The 18217-nt window shown below is 63.9% G+C and carries 11 protein-coding genes; 2 read left to right on the top strand and 9 right to left on the bottom strand.

Translation table 11 applies throughout. The features are described 5' to 3' along the window. Window positions 1–2: 2 nt before the first annotated feature. The 4 genes from ACFVTE_RS16555 to ACFVTE_RS16540 form a co-directional block, all read right to left on the bottom strand. Window positions 3–1484 carry a rhamnulokinase family protein gene (locus ACFVTE_RS16555; protein WP_387102146.1) on the bottom strand — a complete coding sequence of 494 codons (1482 nt, stop codon included), beginning with the start codon at window positions 1482–1484 and terminating at the stop codon, window positions 3–5. Beyond that, window positions 1481–3547, bottom strand: coding sequence for a bifunctional aldolase/short-chain dehydrogenase (locus tag ACFVTE_RS16550; RefSeq protein ID WP_387102144.1), 2067 nt, complete (start codon window positions 3545–3547; stop codon window positions 1481–1483). The genes ACFVTE_RS16555 and ACFVTE_RS16550 overlap by 4 nt, the downstream gene beginning before the upstream one ends. After that, a complete protein-coding gene (gene rhaI / locus ACFVTE_RS16545; RefSeq protein WP_387102142.1) occupies window positions 3535–4713 on the bottom strand; it encodes an L-rhamnose isomerase in 1179 nt (392 codons plus the stop codon). Before rhaI ends, ACFVTE_RS16550 begins: the two co-directional genes overlap by 13 nt. Window positions 4714–4787: 74 nt before the next feature. Continuing rightward, entirely contained in the window at window positions 4788–5135 is a 348-nt protein-coding gene (locus tag ACFVTE_RS16540) for an L-rhamnose mutarotase (RefSeq protein WP_387102141.1), read from the bottom strand. Window positions 5136–5300: 165 nt separating this feature from the next. Here ACFVTE_RS16540 and ACFVTE_RS16535 point away from each other — a divergent pair, with 165 nt between their 5' ends. Beyond that, window positions 5301–6368, top strand: a complete 1068-nt coding sequence (locus ACFVTE_RS16535) for a LacI family DNA-binding transcriptional regulator (protein WP_387102139.1) — start codon at window positions 5301–5303, stop codon at window positions 6366–6368. A gap of 235 nt (window positions 6369–6603) precedes the next feature. Here ACFVTE_RS16535 and rhaS read toward each other — a convergent pair whose 3' ends face one another. From rhaS to ACFVTE_RS16515, 4 genes are read right to left on the bottom strand one after another with little or no spacing between them, the layout of a single operon-like run. After that, window positions 6604–7701 (bottom strand): rhamnose ABC transporter substrate-binding protein, encoded by a 1098-nt coding sequence (gene rhaS, locus ACFVTE_RS16530; RefSeq protein ID WP_387102137.1) that lies wholly within the window; start codon window positions 7699–7701, stop codon window positions 6604–6606. A gap of 49 nt (window positions 7702–7750) precedes the next feature. Further along, window positions 7751–8764 (bottom strand): ABC transporter permease, encoded by a 1014-nt coding sequence (locus ACFVTE_RS16525; RefSeq protein WP_387102136.1) that lies wholly within the window; start codon window positions 8762–8764, stop codon window positions 7751–7753. After that, the gene (locus ACFVTE_RS16520; protein ID WP_387102134.1) at window positions 8754–9776 is read right to left on the bottom strand and encodes an ABC transporter permease; all 1023 of its coding nucleotides are present in this window, start codon (window positions 9774–9776) and stop codon (window positions 8754–8756) included. Before ACFVTE_RS16520 ends, ACFVTE_RS16525 begins: the two co-directional genes overlap by 11 nt. Further along, a complete protein-coding gene (locus ACFVTE_RS16515) occupies window positions 9773–11335 on the bottom strand; it encodes a sugar ABC transporter ATP-binding protein (protein ID WP_387102132.1) in 1563 nt (520 codons plus the stop codon). The genes ACFVTE_RS16520 and ACFVTE_RS16515 overlap by 4 nt, the downstream gene beginning before the upstream one ends. A 312-nt stretch (window positions 11336–11647) precedes the next feature. Here ACFVTE_RS16515 and ACFVTE_RS16510 point away from each other — a divergent pair, with 312 nt between their 5' ends. Then, complete coding sequence (locus tag ACFVTE_RS16510) at window positions 11648–15289, top strand: family 78 glycoside hydrolase catalytic domain (protein WP_387102130.1); 3642 nt, start codon at window positions 11648–11650, stop codon at window positions 15287–15289. Window positions 15290–15661: 372 nt separating this feature from the next. On the opposite strand, the gene ACFVTE_RS16505 is transcribed toward ACFVTE_RS16510, so the two are convergent. Further along, window positions 15662–17140: a ThiF family adenylyltransferase gene (locus tag ACFVTE_RS16505; RefSeq protein ID WP_387102128.1), complete on the bottom strand. Its 1479-nt coding sequence runs from the start codon at window positions 17138–17140 to the stop codon at window positions 15662–15664. Window positions 17141–18217 lie beyond the last annotated feature (1077 nt).

The following is an 18217-nucleotide window of genomic DNA, read 5'->3' as shown; positions in this document are numbered from 1 at the left end:
GCTCAATTTCTGGTGGCGGAGATGGTGTTGGCTGCCTGGTCCGCAGGCTCGTAGCGGCGGAGGCTGGTTCCGGCGCCGATGATCCTGCGCAGTTCCGGCAGGCTGCCGGCCACCGCGCCGGCGGCCCGTGCCTGGATCAGCACGTTACCCAGCGCCGTAGCCTCGACGGGCCCGGCGATAACGGGACGGCGCGTGGCGTCGGCGGTCAGCTGGCACAGCAGGCCATTCTGCGAACCACCACCCACCACGTGCAGCACGTCCACGGACCTGTCGGCCAGCCGCTCGGCGTCGGCCAGGGTCCGCGCGTAGCCGGTCGCCAGGCTGTCCATGATGCAGCGGGTGATGGCGGCGGGATCGTCCGGCAGCACGTCGCCGGTGCGGCGCACCGCGGCACGGATGCGGTCCGGCATGTTGTCCGGGGCGATGAAGTACGGATCGTCGGGGTTGATCTGCGGTCCGCCGGCCGGCAGGGCTGCAGCGGCGGCGAGCAGGGCGGTCAGTTCCGGCTGGAACCCTCCCGCCGCCCACGTCCGCTGGCATTCGCTGAGCAGCCAGAGGCCGCCCATGTTGCGGAGGTAGCGGATGGTGCCGTCCACGCCCCGTTCGTTCGTGAAGTTGGCTGCACGGCTGGCTTCGGTGAGGACCGGGTGCTTCAGTTCCAGCCCCACCAGCGACCAGGTGCCGGAGGAAACGTAGGCGAAGTCCTCGGCCTGGGCGGGGACGGCCGCGATGGCGGAAGCCGTGTCGTGCGAGCCCACGGCCACTACCTGGGTGTCCGGCGGCATGTCCACCTGCGCGGCAATCTCCGGCAGGAGCGTGCCGTAGGCCTCGCCCGGCTGGATCAGCGGCGGGAACAGGTCCTTCCGCAGGCCCAGTGGTTTGAAGAACTCTGTGGCCCACTCGCCCGCAACGGCGTCGAACAGCCCGGTGGTGGAGGCGTTGGTGGCTTCGGTCCGGCGGACGCCGGTAAGCAGGAACGCGATCAGGTCCGGGATGAGCAGTGCCTGCAGTCCGTCCAGGTCCGTCTCGGTGGCGAGCTGGTAGATGGTGTTGAACTGCAGAAACTGCAGCCCCGTGGTGGCGTAGAGGCGCTCGGGGTCGAGGCTGCCGTGCACGGGTTCGACGGCGGCGCGGCTGCGGTCATCTCGATAGCTGAATGGCTGGGCCGTGAGCTCGCCTGCGGCGTTGACCAGTCCGTAGTCCACAGCCCAGGTGTCTATGCCGATGCTGGCCATCCGCTCACCCTGCATCGCTGCGACCGTTGCGGCGGCGCTGAGCCCCTCAAGGACCTCGCGGAGGAGTCCGTCGAAATCCCAGCGGAGCCCGCCGTCGATCTCCACCACGCCATTCGGGAAACGGTGGACGGTCTCCAGCGAAACGCCTTGGGGCGAAACACGCCCCAGCATCACGCGCCCGGAGGAGGCGCCGATGTCGACGGCGGCGAACACCCTGCCGCCGTCGACGCCATTTATTGCTTCGCTCATCGGAGGAAGGCTGCGGCCACGCCGGCGTCCACGGGGATGTGCAGGCCGGTGGTGTGGGAGAGTTCGTTGCTGGTGAGCACGGCCGCGGCGTTGGCGACGTGTTCGGGCAGGACCTCGCGCTTGAGCAGGGTGCGCTGGGCGTAGTACTCGCCCAGTTTTTCCTCGTCCACGCCGTAGACGGCGGCGCGTTTGGCGCCCCAGCCGCCGGCGAAGATCCCGGAGCCGCGGACCACGCCGTCGGGGTTGATGCCGTTGACGCGGATCCCGTGCTCGCCCAGTTCCGCGGCGAGGAGGCGGACCTGGTGGGCCTGGTCGGCTTTGGTGGCGGAGTAGGCGATGTTGTTGGGTCCGGCGAAGACGGAGTTCTTGGAGGAGATGTAGATGATGTCCCCGCCCAGGCCCTGGTTGATCATGGCCTTCGCGGCGGCCTTGGCCACCAGGAAGGAGCCCTTGGCCATGACGTTGTGCTGGAGGTCCCAGTCCTTCTCGGTGGTTTCCAGCAGCGGCTTGGAGATGGACAGGCCGGCGTTGTTCACGATGAGGTCCAGGCCGCCGAAGGCCAGCACCGCCGCATCGATCGCGGCGGCGACCTGGGCTTCGTCGGTGACGTCGGCCTGGACGCCGACGGCGACGTCCGGGCCGCCGAGTTCCTCGGCGACTTTTTGGGCGTTTTCGAGGTTCAGGTCGGCGATGACCACGCAGGCGCCCTCCGCGGCGAGGCGGGTGGCGATGGCTTTGCCGATGCCCGACGCGGCGCCGGTGACCAGGGCGATGCGGGTGGCGTGGGACTTGGGCTTGGGCATCCGGGCGAGCTTGGCTTCCTCCAGCGCCCAGTACTCGATCCGGAACTTCTCGGCCTCGTCGATCGGGGCGTAGGTGGAGATCGCCTCGGCGCCGCGCATCACGTTGATCGCGTTCAGGTAGAACTCCCCGGCCACGCGGGCGGTCTGCTTGTCCTTGCCGTAGGAGAACATGCCAACCCCCGGGACCAGCACGATCGCGGGGTCGGCGCCGCGCAGCGCGGGGCTTGCGTCGTCCGCGTGCCGGTCGTAGTAGGCCTGGTAATCCACGCGGTATTCGGCGTGGAGTTCCTTCAGCCTGGCCACGGATTCTTCGATGGAGGCGTCCGCGGGCAGGTCCAGGATCAGCGGCTTGACCTTGGTGCGCAGGAAGTGGTCCGGGCACGAGGTCCCCAGCGCGCCCAGGCGCGGGTGCCCGGCGGCCTCGAGGAATTCCAGCACGGCGGGATCGTCGCTGAAGTGCCCCACCTGCGGCTTGTCCGCGGAGGCCAGGCCGCGGATCACCGGCGCCAGCGCTGCGGCCTTCGCCTTGCGTTCGGCTTCGGGCAGCGGGGCGTAGCCGGGCAGCTTGGCGCCGAAGGGTTCGGCCTTGCCGTTCTGCGCGATGTACTTTTCGGCCTGGTCGATGATCCAGAGCGAGTTCTGCTCGGCTTCTTCGGACGTGGCGCCCCAGGCGGTGATGCCGTGCCCGCCCAGGATGGTGCCGACGGCCTGCGGGTTGGCGTCCTTGATCGCGGCGATGTCCAGGCCCAGCTGGAACCCCGGCCGGCGCCACGGCACCCACACCACCTTGTCGCCGAAAATCTTGGTAGTGAGCGCCTCGCCGTCCGCCGCCGTCGCGATCGCGATGCCCGAGTCCGGGTGCAGGTGGTCCACATGCGCCGCATCCACGAGCCCGTGCATCGCGGTGTCGATCGACGGTGCGGCCCCGCCCTTGCCGTGCAGGCAGTAATCAAACGCGGCCACCATCTCGTCCTCACGCTCAACGCCCGGGTAGACGTTCTTCAGCGCCTGCAGCCGGTCCAGCCGCAACACCGCAAGGTTCTGGGCCTTCAGGGTACCGAGGTCACCACCGGAGCCCTTCACCCACAGGAGTTCGACGTCCTCGCCGGTGACGGGGTCCTTCTCGGTACCCTTGGCGGAGGTGTTGCCGCCGGCGAAGTTGGTGTTGCGCTTGTCCGCGCCCAGCCGGTTGGAACGGGCGATCAGCTCTTCAATGGTCTTGTTCTCTGTGATCTGCATAGTCATGCTTACGCGCCCCATCCGGCTTGCTGGCCGCCTGCGCGGTCCTCGTTGATCTTCTTCTGGTAGCCGCTGGCCTTGTAGGCGGCCATCGGGTCCGCGGGCAGGCCGCGGGATTCACGCCACTCGGCCAGGACCGGCCGGACGTCGGTGTAGAAAGCGTCGTTGAACACGGCGTTGGCGGCCAACACGTCCCCGGCCCGCTGCGCCTCGGCCAAAGCAACCGTGTCCACCAGCAGGGCCCGGGCGGTCATCTCCTGCACGTTCAGGACCGAGCGGATCTGGCCCGGGATCTTCTCCTCCAGGTTGTGGCACTGGTCCAGCATCAACGCGACACCGGACTCTTTACCTGACGAATTGCCGAACCCGCCGCCGCGGATCACCTCGTGCATGATGCGGAAGAGCTGGAACGGGTCCGCGGCGCCCACGATCAGGTCGTCGTCGGCGTAGAAGCGGGAGTTGAAGTCGAAGGACCCCAGCTTCCCCAGCCGCAGCAGCTGCATGACGATGAACTCGATGTTGGTGCCGGGGGCGTGGTGGCCGGTGTCCAGGCAGACAAACGCCTTCTCGCCCAGGGCCAAGGTCTGAGCGTAGGAGGTGCCCCAGTCCGGAACGTCCGTGTGGTAAAAAGCCGGCTCGAAGAACTTGTACTCCAGCACCAGACGCTGGTCCTCACCCAGGCGGGCGTAAATCTCCTGCAGGGACTCGGCCAGGCGGTCCTGGCGGCCGCGCATGTCGTCCTGGCCCGGGTAGTTGGTGCCGTCCGCGAGCCAGATCTTCAGGTCCCGAGACCCGGTGGCATGCATGATCTCGATGCACTCAAAGTGGTGGTCGATCGCGCGCCGCCGGACGGCGTCATCCGAGGACGTCAGCGAGCCGAACTTGTACTCGTCATCCTGGAACGTGTTCGAGTTGATCGTGCCCAGCCCCACCCCCAAGCCGGCCGCGTACTCCTTCAGAGCGGCGTAGTCGTCCACCCTGTCCCAGGGGATGTGCAGCGCCACGGTGGGCGCCAGGCCGGTGAGCTCGTGGACCTTGGCGGCATCCGCCAGTTTCTCCTGGACCGTCCGCGGCGTGCCCGGGGTGCCGAACACCTTGAACCGCGTGCCTGAATTGCCATAGGCCCACGAAGGGACCTCGATGGCAAGCTCCCCGAGCCTGCCCAGCGCCATTGCTACGTCATTCATGATGGTTCTTTCCGGTGTCTTGTTCTGCTGTGATCTGATTGCCGCCCCGCTGCTGGAGCCGCTGGTTGTTCGCTTCAGGAACCGGTGGTTCCCGCGTCCGCGAGCTGGCTGTCCAGGTTGAATACTTCCTCCAGGACCTGGAAACCTTCGTCGGGTGCCTGGCCGGAGTTTTCAAACAGAGACGCCATTTCCGCCTGCCAGCGGGCATTGACGTCAGTCAGTGCCATCCGGGCCCGGAGTTTGTCGAAGTCGTCGCATTCCACGTAGCCCACCAGCAGCCCGTCCCGGGAGAGGAAGAGTGAGTAGTTGTTCCAGCCCGCTGCCTTGAGCGCGGCCAGCATCTCCGGCCAGACGGCGCCGTGGCGCCGCTTGTATTCGTCGATCAGCTCCGGCTTGATCGATGAGCGGAAACACACCCTCATGCTGTACTCCTATAGCGGCTTTGCAATTGTGCGACGGAATTAACAAGCGAAACGGTTGCAAATCTTGTTGAATCGTTTCATTGCTACGTTTCAAAGTACTCTTGATCGAGGACGGGTGTCAAGCATTACACCTGCAGAGACAGATTGGTGGAAGGATCCAGCAAAATGCCGCGGACAGCCAGCATCAAGGACGTCGCCAACCATGCGCAGGTTGCGGTGGGAACGGTCTCCAACGTCCTCAACAATCCCGACCGCGTCTCCACCCGCACCAGGGACAGGGTGCTGAAGGCCATCGACGAACTCGGGTTCATCCGAAACGACGCCGCCCGGCAGCTGCGCGCCGGGCACAGCCGCACCATCGGCGTCGTGGTCCTGGACGTCGGCAACCCGTTCTTCACCTCGCTGGTCCGGGCCGCCGAGGACGCGGCGGCCCGGAAGGGCAGCGCCGTGCTGCTGGGGGACAGCGGCCACGACGCAAAGCGGGAATCGCACTACATCGACCTCTTCCAGGAACAGCGGGTCCAGGGCCTGCTCATCTCTCCCGTGGGGGACATCGCCGACCGGCTCGATGCGCTGCGGCAGCGCGGCGTTCCCACGGTCCTCGTGGACCGGCTGGCCGACGAGGACCGCTTCAGCTCCGTCTCCGTGGATGACGACGCCGGCGGGTACCTTGCCGCCCGGCACCTCCTCGATCTCGGGCGCCGGAAACTGGCATTCGTGGGCGGGCCACTGACCATCCGCCAGGTAGCCGACCGCCTCGAAGGGGCCCGCCGCGCCGTGGCCGAGGTGGACGGCGCAGCGCTGGACGTGCTCGATTCCGACGGCCAGTCCGTGCTCGCCGGACGCGGCGTGGGCAACAGCCTCGTGGAGCGCGGCGCCAAAGACATGCCGGACGGCATCTTCTGCGCCAACGACCTGCTGGCCCTTGGCGTCATGCAGTCGCTGACCATGATCAACGGCGTGCGCATTCCTGATGACGTGGCCCTGATCGGCTACGACGATATCGACTTCGCGGTGTCCGCCGTGGTGCCGCTCTCCTCCATCCGCCAGCCCACGGACGCAATCGGCAGGACCGCCATTGAACTCCTGACCGAGGAACTGGACCCCCAGCACCCGAGGCACCGCGCCGTCGTATTCACGCCCGAACTGGTCGTACGGCAAAGTACCGCTGGCACCGCCGATGCGCCGGGTGCAATGAAGGGGCCCGTGTGGGTGCAGCACCAGGTGCCCTAGTAAAAGCGATACCACCTGCACGCGTACTTGACCCTGCTGCTGCACCTCTGCATGCTTGCCGCCTAGCGCACAGATGCGCTTACAAGCTGCTGGCCCGGGCGTCATGCCTTGCTATCTCCTTTCTGCCGATGTGCCAAAGCTAAAAGAATGTGCATCGTTCCAGGGTTTAGGCCGGGACCTTGGTGATTGGCCCCGGCCTGAGGGTCAGAGCGGCCCTTCGGACCGCGGGCGTGAACTAGAAGTTGAACTTGTCGACGTTGTCCCCGGTGAACACTGTCGGGTCGCCGAGCAGGACGACGCCGTTGGCTCCGACTTCGAATTCGCCCATGTCGCCGGCCTTGAACTTCTCGCCTTCGGCTCCGGTGATCTGGCCGGAGGCGAGGGCTGCGCCGGCGTAGGCGGTGAGGTAGCCGAGCTTCTCGACATCCCAGAGCGCGAACGACTTCATGGTGCCGTTCTTGACGAATTCCTTAAGCTGGCTGGGGAAGCCTAGGCCGGTGAGCTGGACCTTCCCCTTGTACTCGGAGCCGGCCAGGTACTGGGCAGCGGCGGCCACACCGACGGTGGTCGGGGAGATGATGCCCTTGAGTGTGGGGTGCTGCTGCAGGAGGGCCTGGACTTCCTGCTGCGACTTCTGGGCGTTGTCATCGCCATAAACGGTGGCCACGAGCTTCAGCTTGGAGTATTCGGGCTTTTCCAGTTCCTTCTTCATGAGCGCGATCCAGGCGTTCTGGTTGGTGGCGTTGGCCGTGGCCGACAGGATGGCGATGTCGCCGCCGTCGGCTCCGATGGCTTCGGAGATCAGCTTGACCTGGGTGGACGCGATGCCTTCGGCCGTTGCCTGGTTGATGTAGATGTCACGGCATTCCGGGTCAGTGTCCGAGTCGAAAGTGACCACCTTGGCCCCACCGTTGCGTGCCTCGTCGAGGGCCGAGCAGATGGCCTTCGGATCGTTGGCGGAGGTCGCGATGACGTCCGCACCCTGTTGGGTGAGCGTGTTGATGTAGCTGACCTGGCTGGAAGCGCTGGCCTCCGACGGCCCGACTTCGGAGAATGAGCCCTTGAACTCTTCAACGGCCGTCTTGCCGCCACGGTCGGTGACGGTGAAGTAGGAGTTGTTCAGCTGCTTTGGCAGGAATGCAACCTTCAGGCCCTCCTTCAGGGGCGCGTCCGGATTGGCGGAGGCGGACGCACTGGACCCGCCCCCTCCACCGGTGGAACCTGAATTGACCGTGGTGCCACCGCAGGCTGTGAGCGCCAGGGTCAGGCCCGTCAGGAGGGTGATGAAGACCGGTGCAGCCTGACGGGGGCCCGACTTGGAACGGAATTTCATTGATTTGCCTTTCAACTGAACTTCATTGTTGTTGCATGAAAAGGGAGGACTAGGAGCTTTGTTTGGTGCGGGACAGCGTTCGGCTCCAGGCAATGGCATTCGGTGCCACTACCGCCAGGATCAGCAGGCCGCCGGTGAGCATGGACAGCGTGTCCTCGGGGACGCGTGCCAGCTGGAGGGCGTTGCGGAGGATCCCGAGGAGGACCACGCCGGCGATGACGCCGGGAAGGTTTCCTTTGCCGCCGAAGATTGAGACCCCGCCGAGCAGGACGGCGGCGATGACTGACAGCTCGAGGCCGGTGGCGTTGTCGCCGCGGGCGCTGCCGTAGCGCAGGGTCCACCACACACCCACCAGCGCCGCCACCGCGCCGGAGACGATGAAGAGCCAGAATTTGGTTTGCGCCACGCGGATGCCGGCGAACCGCGCCGCCTCTTCGCTGTAGCCGATGGCGAACAGGGACCGCCCGAAACCGGTGAAGTGCAGGACCACCCCGAAGATGATGGCAAGGATGATCACCGGGATAATCCATACTGGGATGCCGGTGGCGCCGATCTTGGCCTGCAGACCACTGGTGATGGCCCGGGGGAAGCTGGTGACGGCCTGGTCGCCGAGAACCACGAACGCCAGCCCCCGGTACAGCGCCAGGGTACCGATCGTGACGGCGAGCGAGGGCAGCCCCAGCACGGAAACCAGGACGCCGTTGACCGCGCCCGAGACTGCGCCCAGGACCAGGCACAGGGGAACAATGAGCTCCAGGGACATGCCCGCGCTCCACAGTGCCCCGAAGACGCAGCTGATAAATCCGGCAACGCTGGCCACTGACAGGTCGATTTCCCCGGTGAGGATGATCAGGGTCATGGGGAGGGCGAGCAGGAGGATGGGGATCAGGTCGATGAGCAGGAATCCGGTATTGCGCGGTGAGGCGAAGCCCGCCACCGTTGCCGCGGCGACGGCGATGCTGAGGAGGACTGCGGCGATGATCGCGGTGTCCCAGCTGCGGAGAAAACCAAGGCGCGGGGCAGCGTCACGCACGGGCGCAGGCCGTGTTGTTTCAGCCAGCATGTTTGTCGTGTCCTCTCAGGCGGCGCTCAGTGCGCAGGGCCAGGTAACGGTCGAGGGCAATGGACGCCAGGATGAGGGCGCCAATCATGGCCCGCTGCCAGAACGGCGAGACTCCCAGGACAGGCAGCGCCGAGGTGATGGTGGTCAGGAGGACGGCGCCAATGGCCGCCCCGTACACAGTGCCGACGCCGCCGGCTATGGCGACACCGCCGACGACGGCTGCGGCTACGACGTTTAGCTCGAGGCCCTGCCCCGCGGTCGCGTCGAGGTTGCCGTACTTGGCTGCGTAGATGACGCCGGCCAGGCCGGCGAGGGCTCCGGAGATGGCGAACGCGGCGAAGACCTTCCGTCCGACGCCGATTCCGTACAGCCGTGCGGCTAGGACGTCCGAGCCGATGGCGTAGAACTCGCGCCCTGACCGGTAGTTGCGCAGGTAGAGGCCGAAGGCAATGACGACGGCGAGGGCGATGAGGGCCAGGTAGGGCAGACCGAGGACGGCTCCGCTGCCGAAGTCCAGGAAGGACGGGGACAGATTCGAGGGGCTGATCTGCTGGCCCTGTGCCCAGGCGAAATCGACGCCGCGGAAGATGTACAGGGTTCCGAGGGTGACCACCAGCGAGGGGACCTTGGCCACCGCGATAAGTGCCCCGTTGACGGCTCCGAGGATGACGCCGAGACCGATGCCAATGGCCAGCATGGCGACGACGGGAAGCTGGGGAAGTGCGATGAAGATCTTGCCGGTGGCGAAGGCTGTCAGACCCAGGACGGATCCGACGGACAGGTCCACGTTCTTGGTGACGATGACGACGGCCTGGCCGACGGCGAGGATCACCAGGATTGAGGAATTCAGGAGCAGGTCCTTGGTGCTTTGGGCGCTGAGGAACCTCGGGTTGGCTGCCACGGTTGCGGCGACAAGGATCGCCAGGGCCAGGAAGACGCTGAATTCGCGCGAACGGGTCAGTGTTCCCAGCCAGGCCGTCGAGGGCTGGCGGTTGAGGGCTAGTGTTGTCACGCTGGGGTCTCCTGGGTGGATGGATCAGCTCCGGTGGCTGCCGTCATCACGGTTTCCTCGCTCGCTTCGCTGCGGCTGAGTTCGGCGGTAATCCTGCCTTCGTGCATGACGAGGACGCGGTCGGACATGCCCAGAATCTCCGGCAGTTCCGAGGAAATCATCAGAACGGCCAGGCCGGTCCCGGCGAGCTCGGAGATGAGCCGGTGAACTTCGGATTTCGTGCCGACGTCGATGCCGCGGGTGGGCTCGTCGATGATCAGGACCTTGGGACCGGTGGCCAGCCATTTGCCGAGGACAACCTTTTGCTGATTGCCACCGGACAGCGTGGAAATCGGCGACGTCGGTGCACCGGCCTTGATCTGCAGCTTCCTGGCCCATTCCTTGGTTGACTGGGCCTCCGCCTGGTTGGTCAGCAGCCCGAAGCGGCTCAGTTTCCTGCGCAGCGTAAGGGTCAGGTTGCGGCTCACATTAAGCTCCATCACCAGACCCTGCTTGCGCCGGTCTTCGGGGACGAAGCCCAGGCCCGCTGCCATGGAGTCGCGCGGAGAGAGGGGTTTCAATGCCTTGCCGCGGACCTGGACCGTGCCCGAGTCGTACTTGTCGATGCCGAAGATCGCCCGGGCAACCTCAGACCGTCCCGCTCCGACGAGGCCGCTCAGGCCTACGATCTCGCCGGCCTTGACATTGAACGAGATGTCAGAGAATACGCCCTTTCGGCTGAGCCCCCTGACATCAAGGGCGACCTCACCGATGACAGTTTCCTGTTTGGGAAAGAGCGAGGCGACGTCGCGGCCGACCATCTGCCGAATCACCTCATTGACGGCGAGGTCGGCGGCGGGCGACGTTGCCACGTGCGCGCCGTCACGCATCACGGTGATCCAGTCAGCCAGCGCAAACACTTCCTCGAAGCGGTGCGAAATGAACAGAACCGCCGCGCCGCGTTCCTGCAGGGTGCGCGTTACCGCGAACAGGCGGTCGACCTCCACTCCGCTGAGCGCTGCCGTTGGCTCATCCATGATGAGCACCCGGGCGTTGAGGCTGATGGCCTTGGCGATTTCCACCACCTGCTGGTCGGCAATGGAGAGGCCCTGAGCTGCACGGTCGGGATCGATTTTCACGCCGAGCTGACGGAAGAGCTCAAGAGCCTGCTGGCGCATGGCTCTCCGGTCGATGCGCCTTAGCGAGCGGACCGGCTGGCGGCCCATGAAGATGTTCTCCGCGACCGTCAGGTCCGGGAACATGGTGGGCTCCTGGTAGATCACGGCGATTCCGGCCTCTCGGGCATGGAGCGGGTCGCGGAAGGAGACCTCTTCACCGTCCAGGAAGACCTGCCCGCGGTCCTGCTGGTGCAGGCCGGCGAGGGTCTTGACCATGGTGGACTTGCCGGCGCCATTTTCACCGACCAGTGCCGTGACCTGGCCCTTGTGCAGGCTGAGGTTCGCTCCTTGCAGGGCTTTAACGGCGCCAAAAGACTTATGGATATCCCGCAGTTCCAGCACAGGCATGGTGTTGGCTGCGGTGTTCGGGCTGCTGTGGAGGCCGACGTCGTAGTCGTCCATAGCCTGTACTCCTTCGAATGAATCGATTCATCGGCGAATCTTTTCAGATACTAGGGGACGGTTCATAGGGTGTCAATGGTGCGCTGTTGCCGCCCTAGCGAAGGTCGGGGAAATCCCTTTGGGGAAAATCAGCTATGCGCCCAACGCCGGGGGTAAATGTTTCGCCATTATCAGTCCATAAACCGATGCAAACCGGGGTTTTCCCGCCTTTTGGCATGCAGGCTTGAAGGATCCTCCTCAGACCTTTTGGCCAAGGTAATGACCTGACTCAAGCCGTCTTGGTATTGACTTTGACGATTTTGAGGGGGAAGAGTGATCACCGCAGTGGATGAATCGATTCATGCGATCGCCATTGCTGATCACCGCACCGTCACGAAGGAGTGCAATGCATACATTTTTAAACAACGACCCAGCTCCCAAAGCACCAGCATCGAGGATTGCCGGGGACCGTCGCAGGAGGACGGTGATTGCGTCATGAGGGAGTCTATCCGTGTGGCGCTCGTCGCCACCGCGGTCCTTGGCTTCACCGCTCCCTTAGCGGCTGCACCGGCCTTCGCCGAAGACAAGGCGTCGCTGTTTCCGGTCGAGGTCAAAGCCCTCAGCATCAACGGGCGTAGCGGCTCATCTCTCGGTATCGGCAGCTCCAGGCCGGTTCTGGGATGGAGTATGACTTCAAAGGACACCCCCGGCAACCCGTGCTTCGACGCCGCTGCTAATGGCGTCTGCGCGCTCGATAAGCAGACAGCATACGAGATCGAGGCCGCCGAAACGGTCGCTGCCCTAAATGCGGGCAATCTTCTGTGGGACACCGGAAAGGTCTCGTCCGACCAGCAGAACAACATCAAATACGGAGCCGCCGAGGAGCTGCAATCCCGCGACACGGTGGCATGGCGAGTCCGTGTTTGGGATGCCCTCGGCAAGCCTTCCGGATGGAGCGAAACTTCGACGTTCACCGTTGGACTACTCAAGAAGGATGACTGGGGTGACGCCCGCTGGATCGAGCAGGCCGGCCGCACACCGTCAGAGCCGCTGCCGATCTTCGCACGGCAGTTCGCCATACCCGAGAACAAGCGGGTCCAAAGCGCAAACCTGTACCTCTCGGGAGTTGGACTACACTACCCCACAGTCAACGGGCAGGAGATCACGGAAGAACACCTCGCACCAGGTAACACGAACTATCAACTCTCGACGGAATACCGGACCTATGACATCAAGTCCGCTCTGGAGGCCGGACAGAACGCCGTCGGTGTGGAGCTGGGCAACGGTACCGCGTACGTGAATCGGTCGATCACAAATCCCGGTGTAGGCCGAACGGCGCCCTACGCATGGTGGCAGAGTCAGATCAAGGGAAGCGGTACGCTCGCTGCGGACGTGGTCGCCGGAGCCACGAACGTCAAGCTAAGCGCGACCACGAACTACCACGTCGGTGGAACGATCAATATCGACACCGGAGACGGCGGAGACCGCCTTGAATCGCGTGTCATTACGGCGATCGGCACGGCCGGCGCACAGGGCACGGGCATCAGCTTCGAGCCAGCTCTGTCCTCGGCTCACCAAAAGGGCGCGGCGGTGACCGCCTCCGGTAACAACATTGCCGCAAGCGATCCGAGTGCCGGCGCAGCCGTAACACCACGCCTCATCGGTCGCGTGGAGATCACCTACACGGACGGAACCAGCGATGTTATCGTGACCGACCGGAACTGGCGGGCTGCATCGGGCGCTCTGGTCACAGATGCCTGGTACGCCGGCGAGGATTTCGACGCGCGTCGTGTGCAGGAGGGCTGGAACAAGCCAGCGGCGAACCTTGGCGACGGTGCCACCCGACGCGATGGATCAGCCATGAACTGGACTTCGGCAGGCATCGCACCTCCGCCGAACCTCGCCACGGAACTCGTCTCCCGCGATGCTGAAGGCATCTTCGAGGCCGAGCGTTTTGTGCCCAAGAAGGTGACTAGCCCGAAGCCAGGGGTTTGGGTGTTTGACTTCGGACAAAACTTCGCGGGCTGGCCGGAGCTCAATCTTCCCCAACTGCCCGCCGGGACCATGGTCAAGGTCAAGCCAGCCGAGAGCCTCAATGCCGACGGCACCGTGAACCAGTCTTCCCTCGGTCCCGGTGGCCGCGGGACAGACCTGTTCAACACCTATATCACGGCTGGCCTGAAAGGCGGAGAAGCCCATCATCCGAAGTTCAACTACTTCGGCATGCAGTGGGTGCAGATTGAAGGTTTGCCGGAAGGCTTCACTCCTACCGCCGATATCGTCAGCGGCGTCCGCCTGCAGGCGGGAACGCCGGATGTGGGCTCGTTTGACAGTTCGAACGCACGCATTAACCGGATCAATAAAATGGCCTACTACTCGATGGCCTCGCAGATCTTCTCAACCTTCACCGATACTCCCGGACGTGAAAAGCAGTCGTACCCGGCGGACTACACAATGCCGATGAACGGCCTCCACCGCATGTTCGAGTTTGATGCCTACATGCGCACGACCGAGCATCACCTCGTAGAAGGTCAGTCGCGGGCAGACACATCAATGTTCGGCAACGTTGCGCTCAAGACCCCCGTGCATGACTGGGGTTACACGCGCCAGTTCGGAGACGAGATCAACTGGGGAAATGGGATCATCCTGGTTCCAGCGTTCCTCTACGAGTACTACAACGACACTGAGACCATGACGCGGTACTACGACCGCATGGTCGAATTCGTGAACTACATCCAGCGGCAGAAGGTGGGCACCGGCGAGAATGAGCACATCGTCGACGCCGCCCTCGCAGACTGGGTCGCCGCGGAGCAAACATCAGGTCGCATCACCGGAACCTGGGGCTACTATGTCATGATCACCAAGATGGCAATGATGGCCAAGCTCACGGACCATGATGCGGACGCAGCCAAATACACTGAACTCGCCAAGAGCATCAAGACGGCATTCAATAACGCATTCCTCAACACGACGCTCGGGTACTACACGGCCACTGGCAACACCGGAACTGCGGGTGCGACGCAAGCCGCACAGGCTCTGGCGCTGGACGCGGGACTGGTGCCGGACGAGTACAAGGAGTCAGTGACGGAGCAGCTCGTTGAAAACCTGAAGGCGTTCGGCCCTGATGACGGTCCGCACTTCAGCGCCGGAACGATCGGACTCGCGGCCGTTATCCGCCAGCTGACGGATTCGGGCAACGGAGAAGCGATCTTTGACGCCCTGCAGACCGACACTGAACCCGGCTACGGCTTCTTCATGCAGCCGACGCCCGCCAATCCCGACGGTTTCACCACCATCGGCGAGCGGTGGACGCGTGGTGACTCGAAGAACCACATGATTCTCGCTCAGATCGTGGAGTGGTTCCAGACCGGCCTTGCAGGAATCGATCGTGCGGAAGGGTCGGTTAACTATGACAAGCTCGTCTTCAAACCCCAGCCTGCAGGCGACCTCACCTGGGTCGAAGGCAGCTTTGAGACCCCCCGCGGACTCGCCAGCAGCCGATGGGATAAAAATGCCGAGCGGCTCACTCTGACGGTAGAGGTCCCGGCCAATACGACGGCAGAAGTTTGGGTGCCCACGGGCGGAGACCGTGCCGTGTTGACGCCTCCCCGGGCTACCTTCCAGCGGATCAACGGCAACTTCGCCGTCTACTCCGTCGGAGCCGGACGGTTTACGTTCACCGCACCGACGCAGTCGTACGGCGACCTCAGGGCGGCCGTCGAAACACGAGCGGCAAGCGGGGACCTGGATTCCCAGCTCGCTGCCAACCTACTCAAGCTCGTGAGCGAAGCCGTTGACACATCCGGACAGGGTAAGGCGCAGCCCGCGGACAGTGCTCTGCGCTCGTTCCTCAACCAGATCGAAAACGCCAACTCGACGCGGGCCTCGGCCGCCGCGAAGACGGAGTTGGTTGCGCTGGCGACAGCTCTCCGGACGGAATTGCGGACGGCGGGAGGCATTCCGCTCGACCGATAGTAGTCAGACGCAACGAGTGTGCAAAGGTGTGGCCACGGGTCTGAAGACTCCTGGCCGCACCCTTGTTCTTTTCACGGGTCTCGATTGACCATGCCACACCAGGATCCTTGAATTCGCGGGAAATTGCCACAGACCCCTGCAGAGTCGAACCACACGGATCCCGTGGACACGGAGGTTTCCCCTTGGCCATTCTGAACGCCGATAATGGTGATTTCGTCAACTAAAGGTGTGGTGGCCACATAAGCCTAAAGCTCGCTCCTAAACGAGGACTACCGCGATCCGTCCGTACGGCAGTCTCGGCTGAATCCAGTCCGGCAGCCTTGGTCCCGGCCCGTCAAGTTGGTTCTGAACCTCCGTTGCAGGATGAGCCATTCAACGATGAGAGAACCGCGTTTTCCACATCTGCAGCATTGTAGTAGAGCTCCCCGTGCCGCAGAAGAGGCAGTCGTCTTGACGCAGGTATCTGGTCGCGCCATTGCGAGGTGACCATGGGCCTACCGTCTGAATGCTGACGTAATTCAGGTCGTCGTTAAGACTTCCTTGAGAAGCGGCCCCTTCCTTGACTGCCTCGGCAGCAAGCAACACTCCGGCAAGGACACTCAGGTAGCCGACCGAGAATTGCCTTGGCTGAGCGTCAAACTCTTCTTCCAGGAAGGGGAGTGCCCTGTTGTCCAGTTCACCGCACCGCGCCGTGCGCGCCCAGGCATCCAGCTCGACTCTTGATATTGCGAGGGATTCTGCGAGGCGTGCCCGGGTTACGGTGTCCGCTGCTAAATATCGCTCGCGGAGTTCATGGTCGCTGATCTCCGGCTCAAGTGGGTTGTGGCAGACCAGGCATGCCCGGGCGCCGGGGGGTCCTGCGCGCATGAGACTGGCGCGGAGGTTGTAGGTGGACGCACCGAATGTGGTTGTCGGAATCAGTCGCTGTAGCGCTAGGCGGGAGCGGTTCTTGTCTACGGCCGACAGCAGCAGGTTGAGGGGCTGCTGTCGGCGGGGGTGCTCCTGGGCCAGTCCGTTATGCGGATCCCACGTCAGTGTTCCAGCTCCTCCAAACTTCAGCGCGTTGGCCGCAATAGTCGCTTTTGGAAGCCCGATGGAGGACGTATCGAAGAGGACGCAGCGGTTCAGATTTGTCAGGTCGACAGTATCTGCATCTGCGATTTGGACCGTACCCTCAAGTCCCGGTGTCGCCCACAGTGCAAGCATCGTCGCTGTCCCGACGGCCCCGACTCCGGCAAGAAGAAGATTGCTCGTGAGCTTGCCTGGTACCGGAGGATGATTGATCGGAATCTCAGCTGACGTGATGTGTTGCCAGCTGTCGTAGATGAAGGGGACGAATTCGGTACGGCCACGTGATGCCCGGAAGACCTGCCCGGCAGCGTGCGCGGCCGCGATATAGGGACCGAAAGGTAGTATCGCTGCGCTGTCCTCGTGAACGGTGGAAGTGATCCCTCCCCACCAGTCGCCAAAGACCAGGAACAGCTGCGCGTCTTCAATGTCGCCGATGCCGATGACAAAGCTCCGTTCCGGCGCCTGTGTTGCAGGCGCCAGCGGTACCCCCTTGATCGCTTCCGCGGGCTTGAGCACCGCCGGGAGGAGGGGGGAACCGTCGGCGTATCCGGGGGAAACACCGGGCAAGAGCCTGCTTTCAGGGCAAGAGACAGTGAGGCTGGCGACCGCGCCGACTGCTCTGGCTAAGAGGTTGGTTAGCATCCATAGCGCCCTCTGACCCGCCACCGTACCGGAAGCAGAGAGAGAAATCGCGACGTGGACCTTCAGTGGTTTGCTTTGGTCAGACGCGACCAAAGCGCCTCCAGCCGTGCCAGTATGCCGGTTTTCGATGCTTTCCACGGAACTACCTCCTTCGAGTATTGGCTCTGGTCTATCTGCAACGGAACCAGCCGGATCATTGAGCGTGCATCGCCGCTCCTTAGGCCGGACCACCCGTCCGCCTCGCGGACGTGAACCGTCCCGTCCCACGGTGCTGGGTCCCCTACCGCATGGTGAGGAAGCACAATTGAAAGGGCTCCCATGTGTTGGGAAAAGGCCATGGCATCGTCGGTGGATGAATGCGCCGTGCAACCACCCCCGTGAGTGTGCACCTGAGCGAGTCGTTGCAACCGATACTCTCTCAGGTGCTTGCCCGCGGCACTCATTTCGGCCGCACCGATCCGGTAGTTCCCCGGGGTGAGAACGGCAGCTGGAATGGTAAGCGTGGTAACGACGCCGCCTTGACCGGATGGCAGGGGAACTCCGTCTAGAAAAGCGACTCTCTCCACACCCTCAGGGGCTTGGGCGAAATTCCGAAGCAGCCCGTGCCAAATGTCTTCAGGTATCCAGAGCACCGGCTCGACCCATGTAGTAAGGGGGACTGAGGACTTCGTGTAGTCGGCTCAGGGTGGCGGCCAGAGTTTGGGCTCCAGGTTGCCACTCCTCGCCGGGCAGCGGGGTGTGGTTGGAGATGTAGTAGTCGCGGGATTGCGAGAAGCACACCAGTTGGTCCATTGATCCATCGGGATAGTTGTACGTCTGATGGATAGCGAAACCAAAAGGCACGCAACTGTGGGAGGGCAGCCATCGACTGCCAGGCTGCGGTCTCGGACCTTGCGGGTTTGTCGGTGATACGAAGTAGACGCCAGGAGGCATTGCGTCATAGCTGCGGGCGTCCAGCAGGATGCAGTAATCGTCGATCGAGCCATCCGCCGAAACGCCCGCAGCTTGTACCTTGGCGTGAAGGGGATCCAGTAGTGTGTAGCTCCATCCCCATCGTTCTGGCCGCCCTGTTGCCCAGAACGACTCCAGGTGGGTGGCGAATGTCAGCGCAGCATATTCGGCGTCTGCAAGCGGAACTGCCGGCACCTTATGCACCACCTGTGGGGCCCGCCAGAAGCCAGACAGTGTCCGCCCCGACGAGTTGCAGGAAGTCAC

It is taken from the genome of Arthrobacter sp. NPDC058097, from assembly GCF_042884885.1.
In the GTDB taxonomy this organism is placed as follows: Bacteria; Actinomycetota; Actinomycetes; order Actinomycetales; family Micrococcaceae; genus Arthrobacter.
This window is presented reverse-complemented; position numbering and strand designations above follow the sequence as displayed.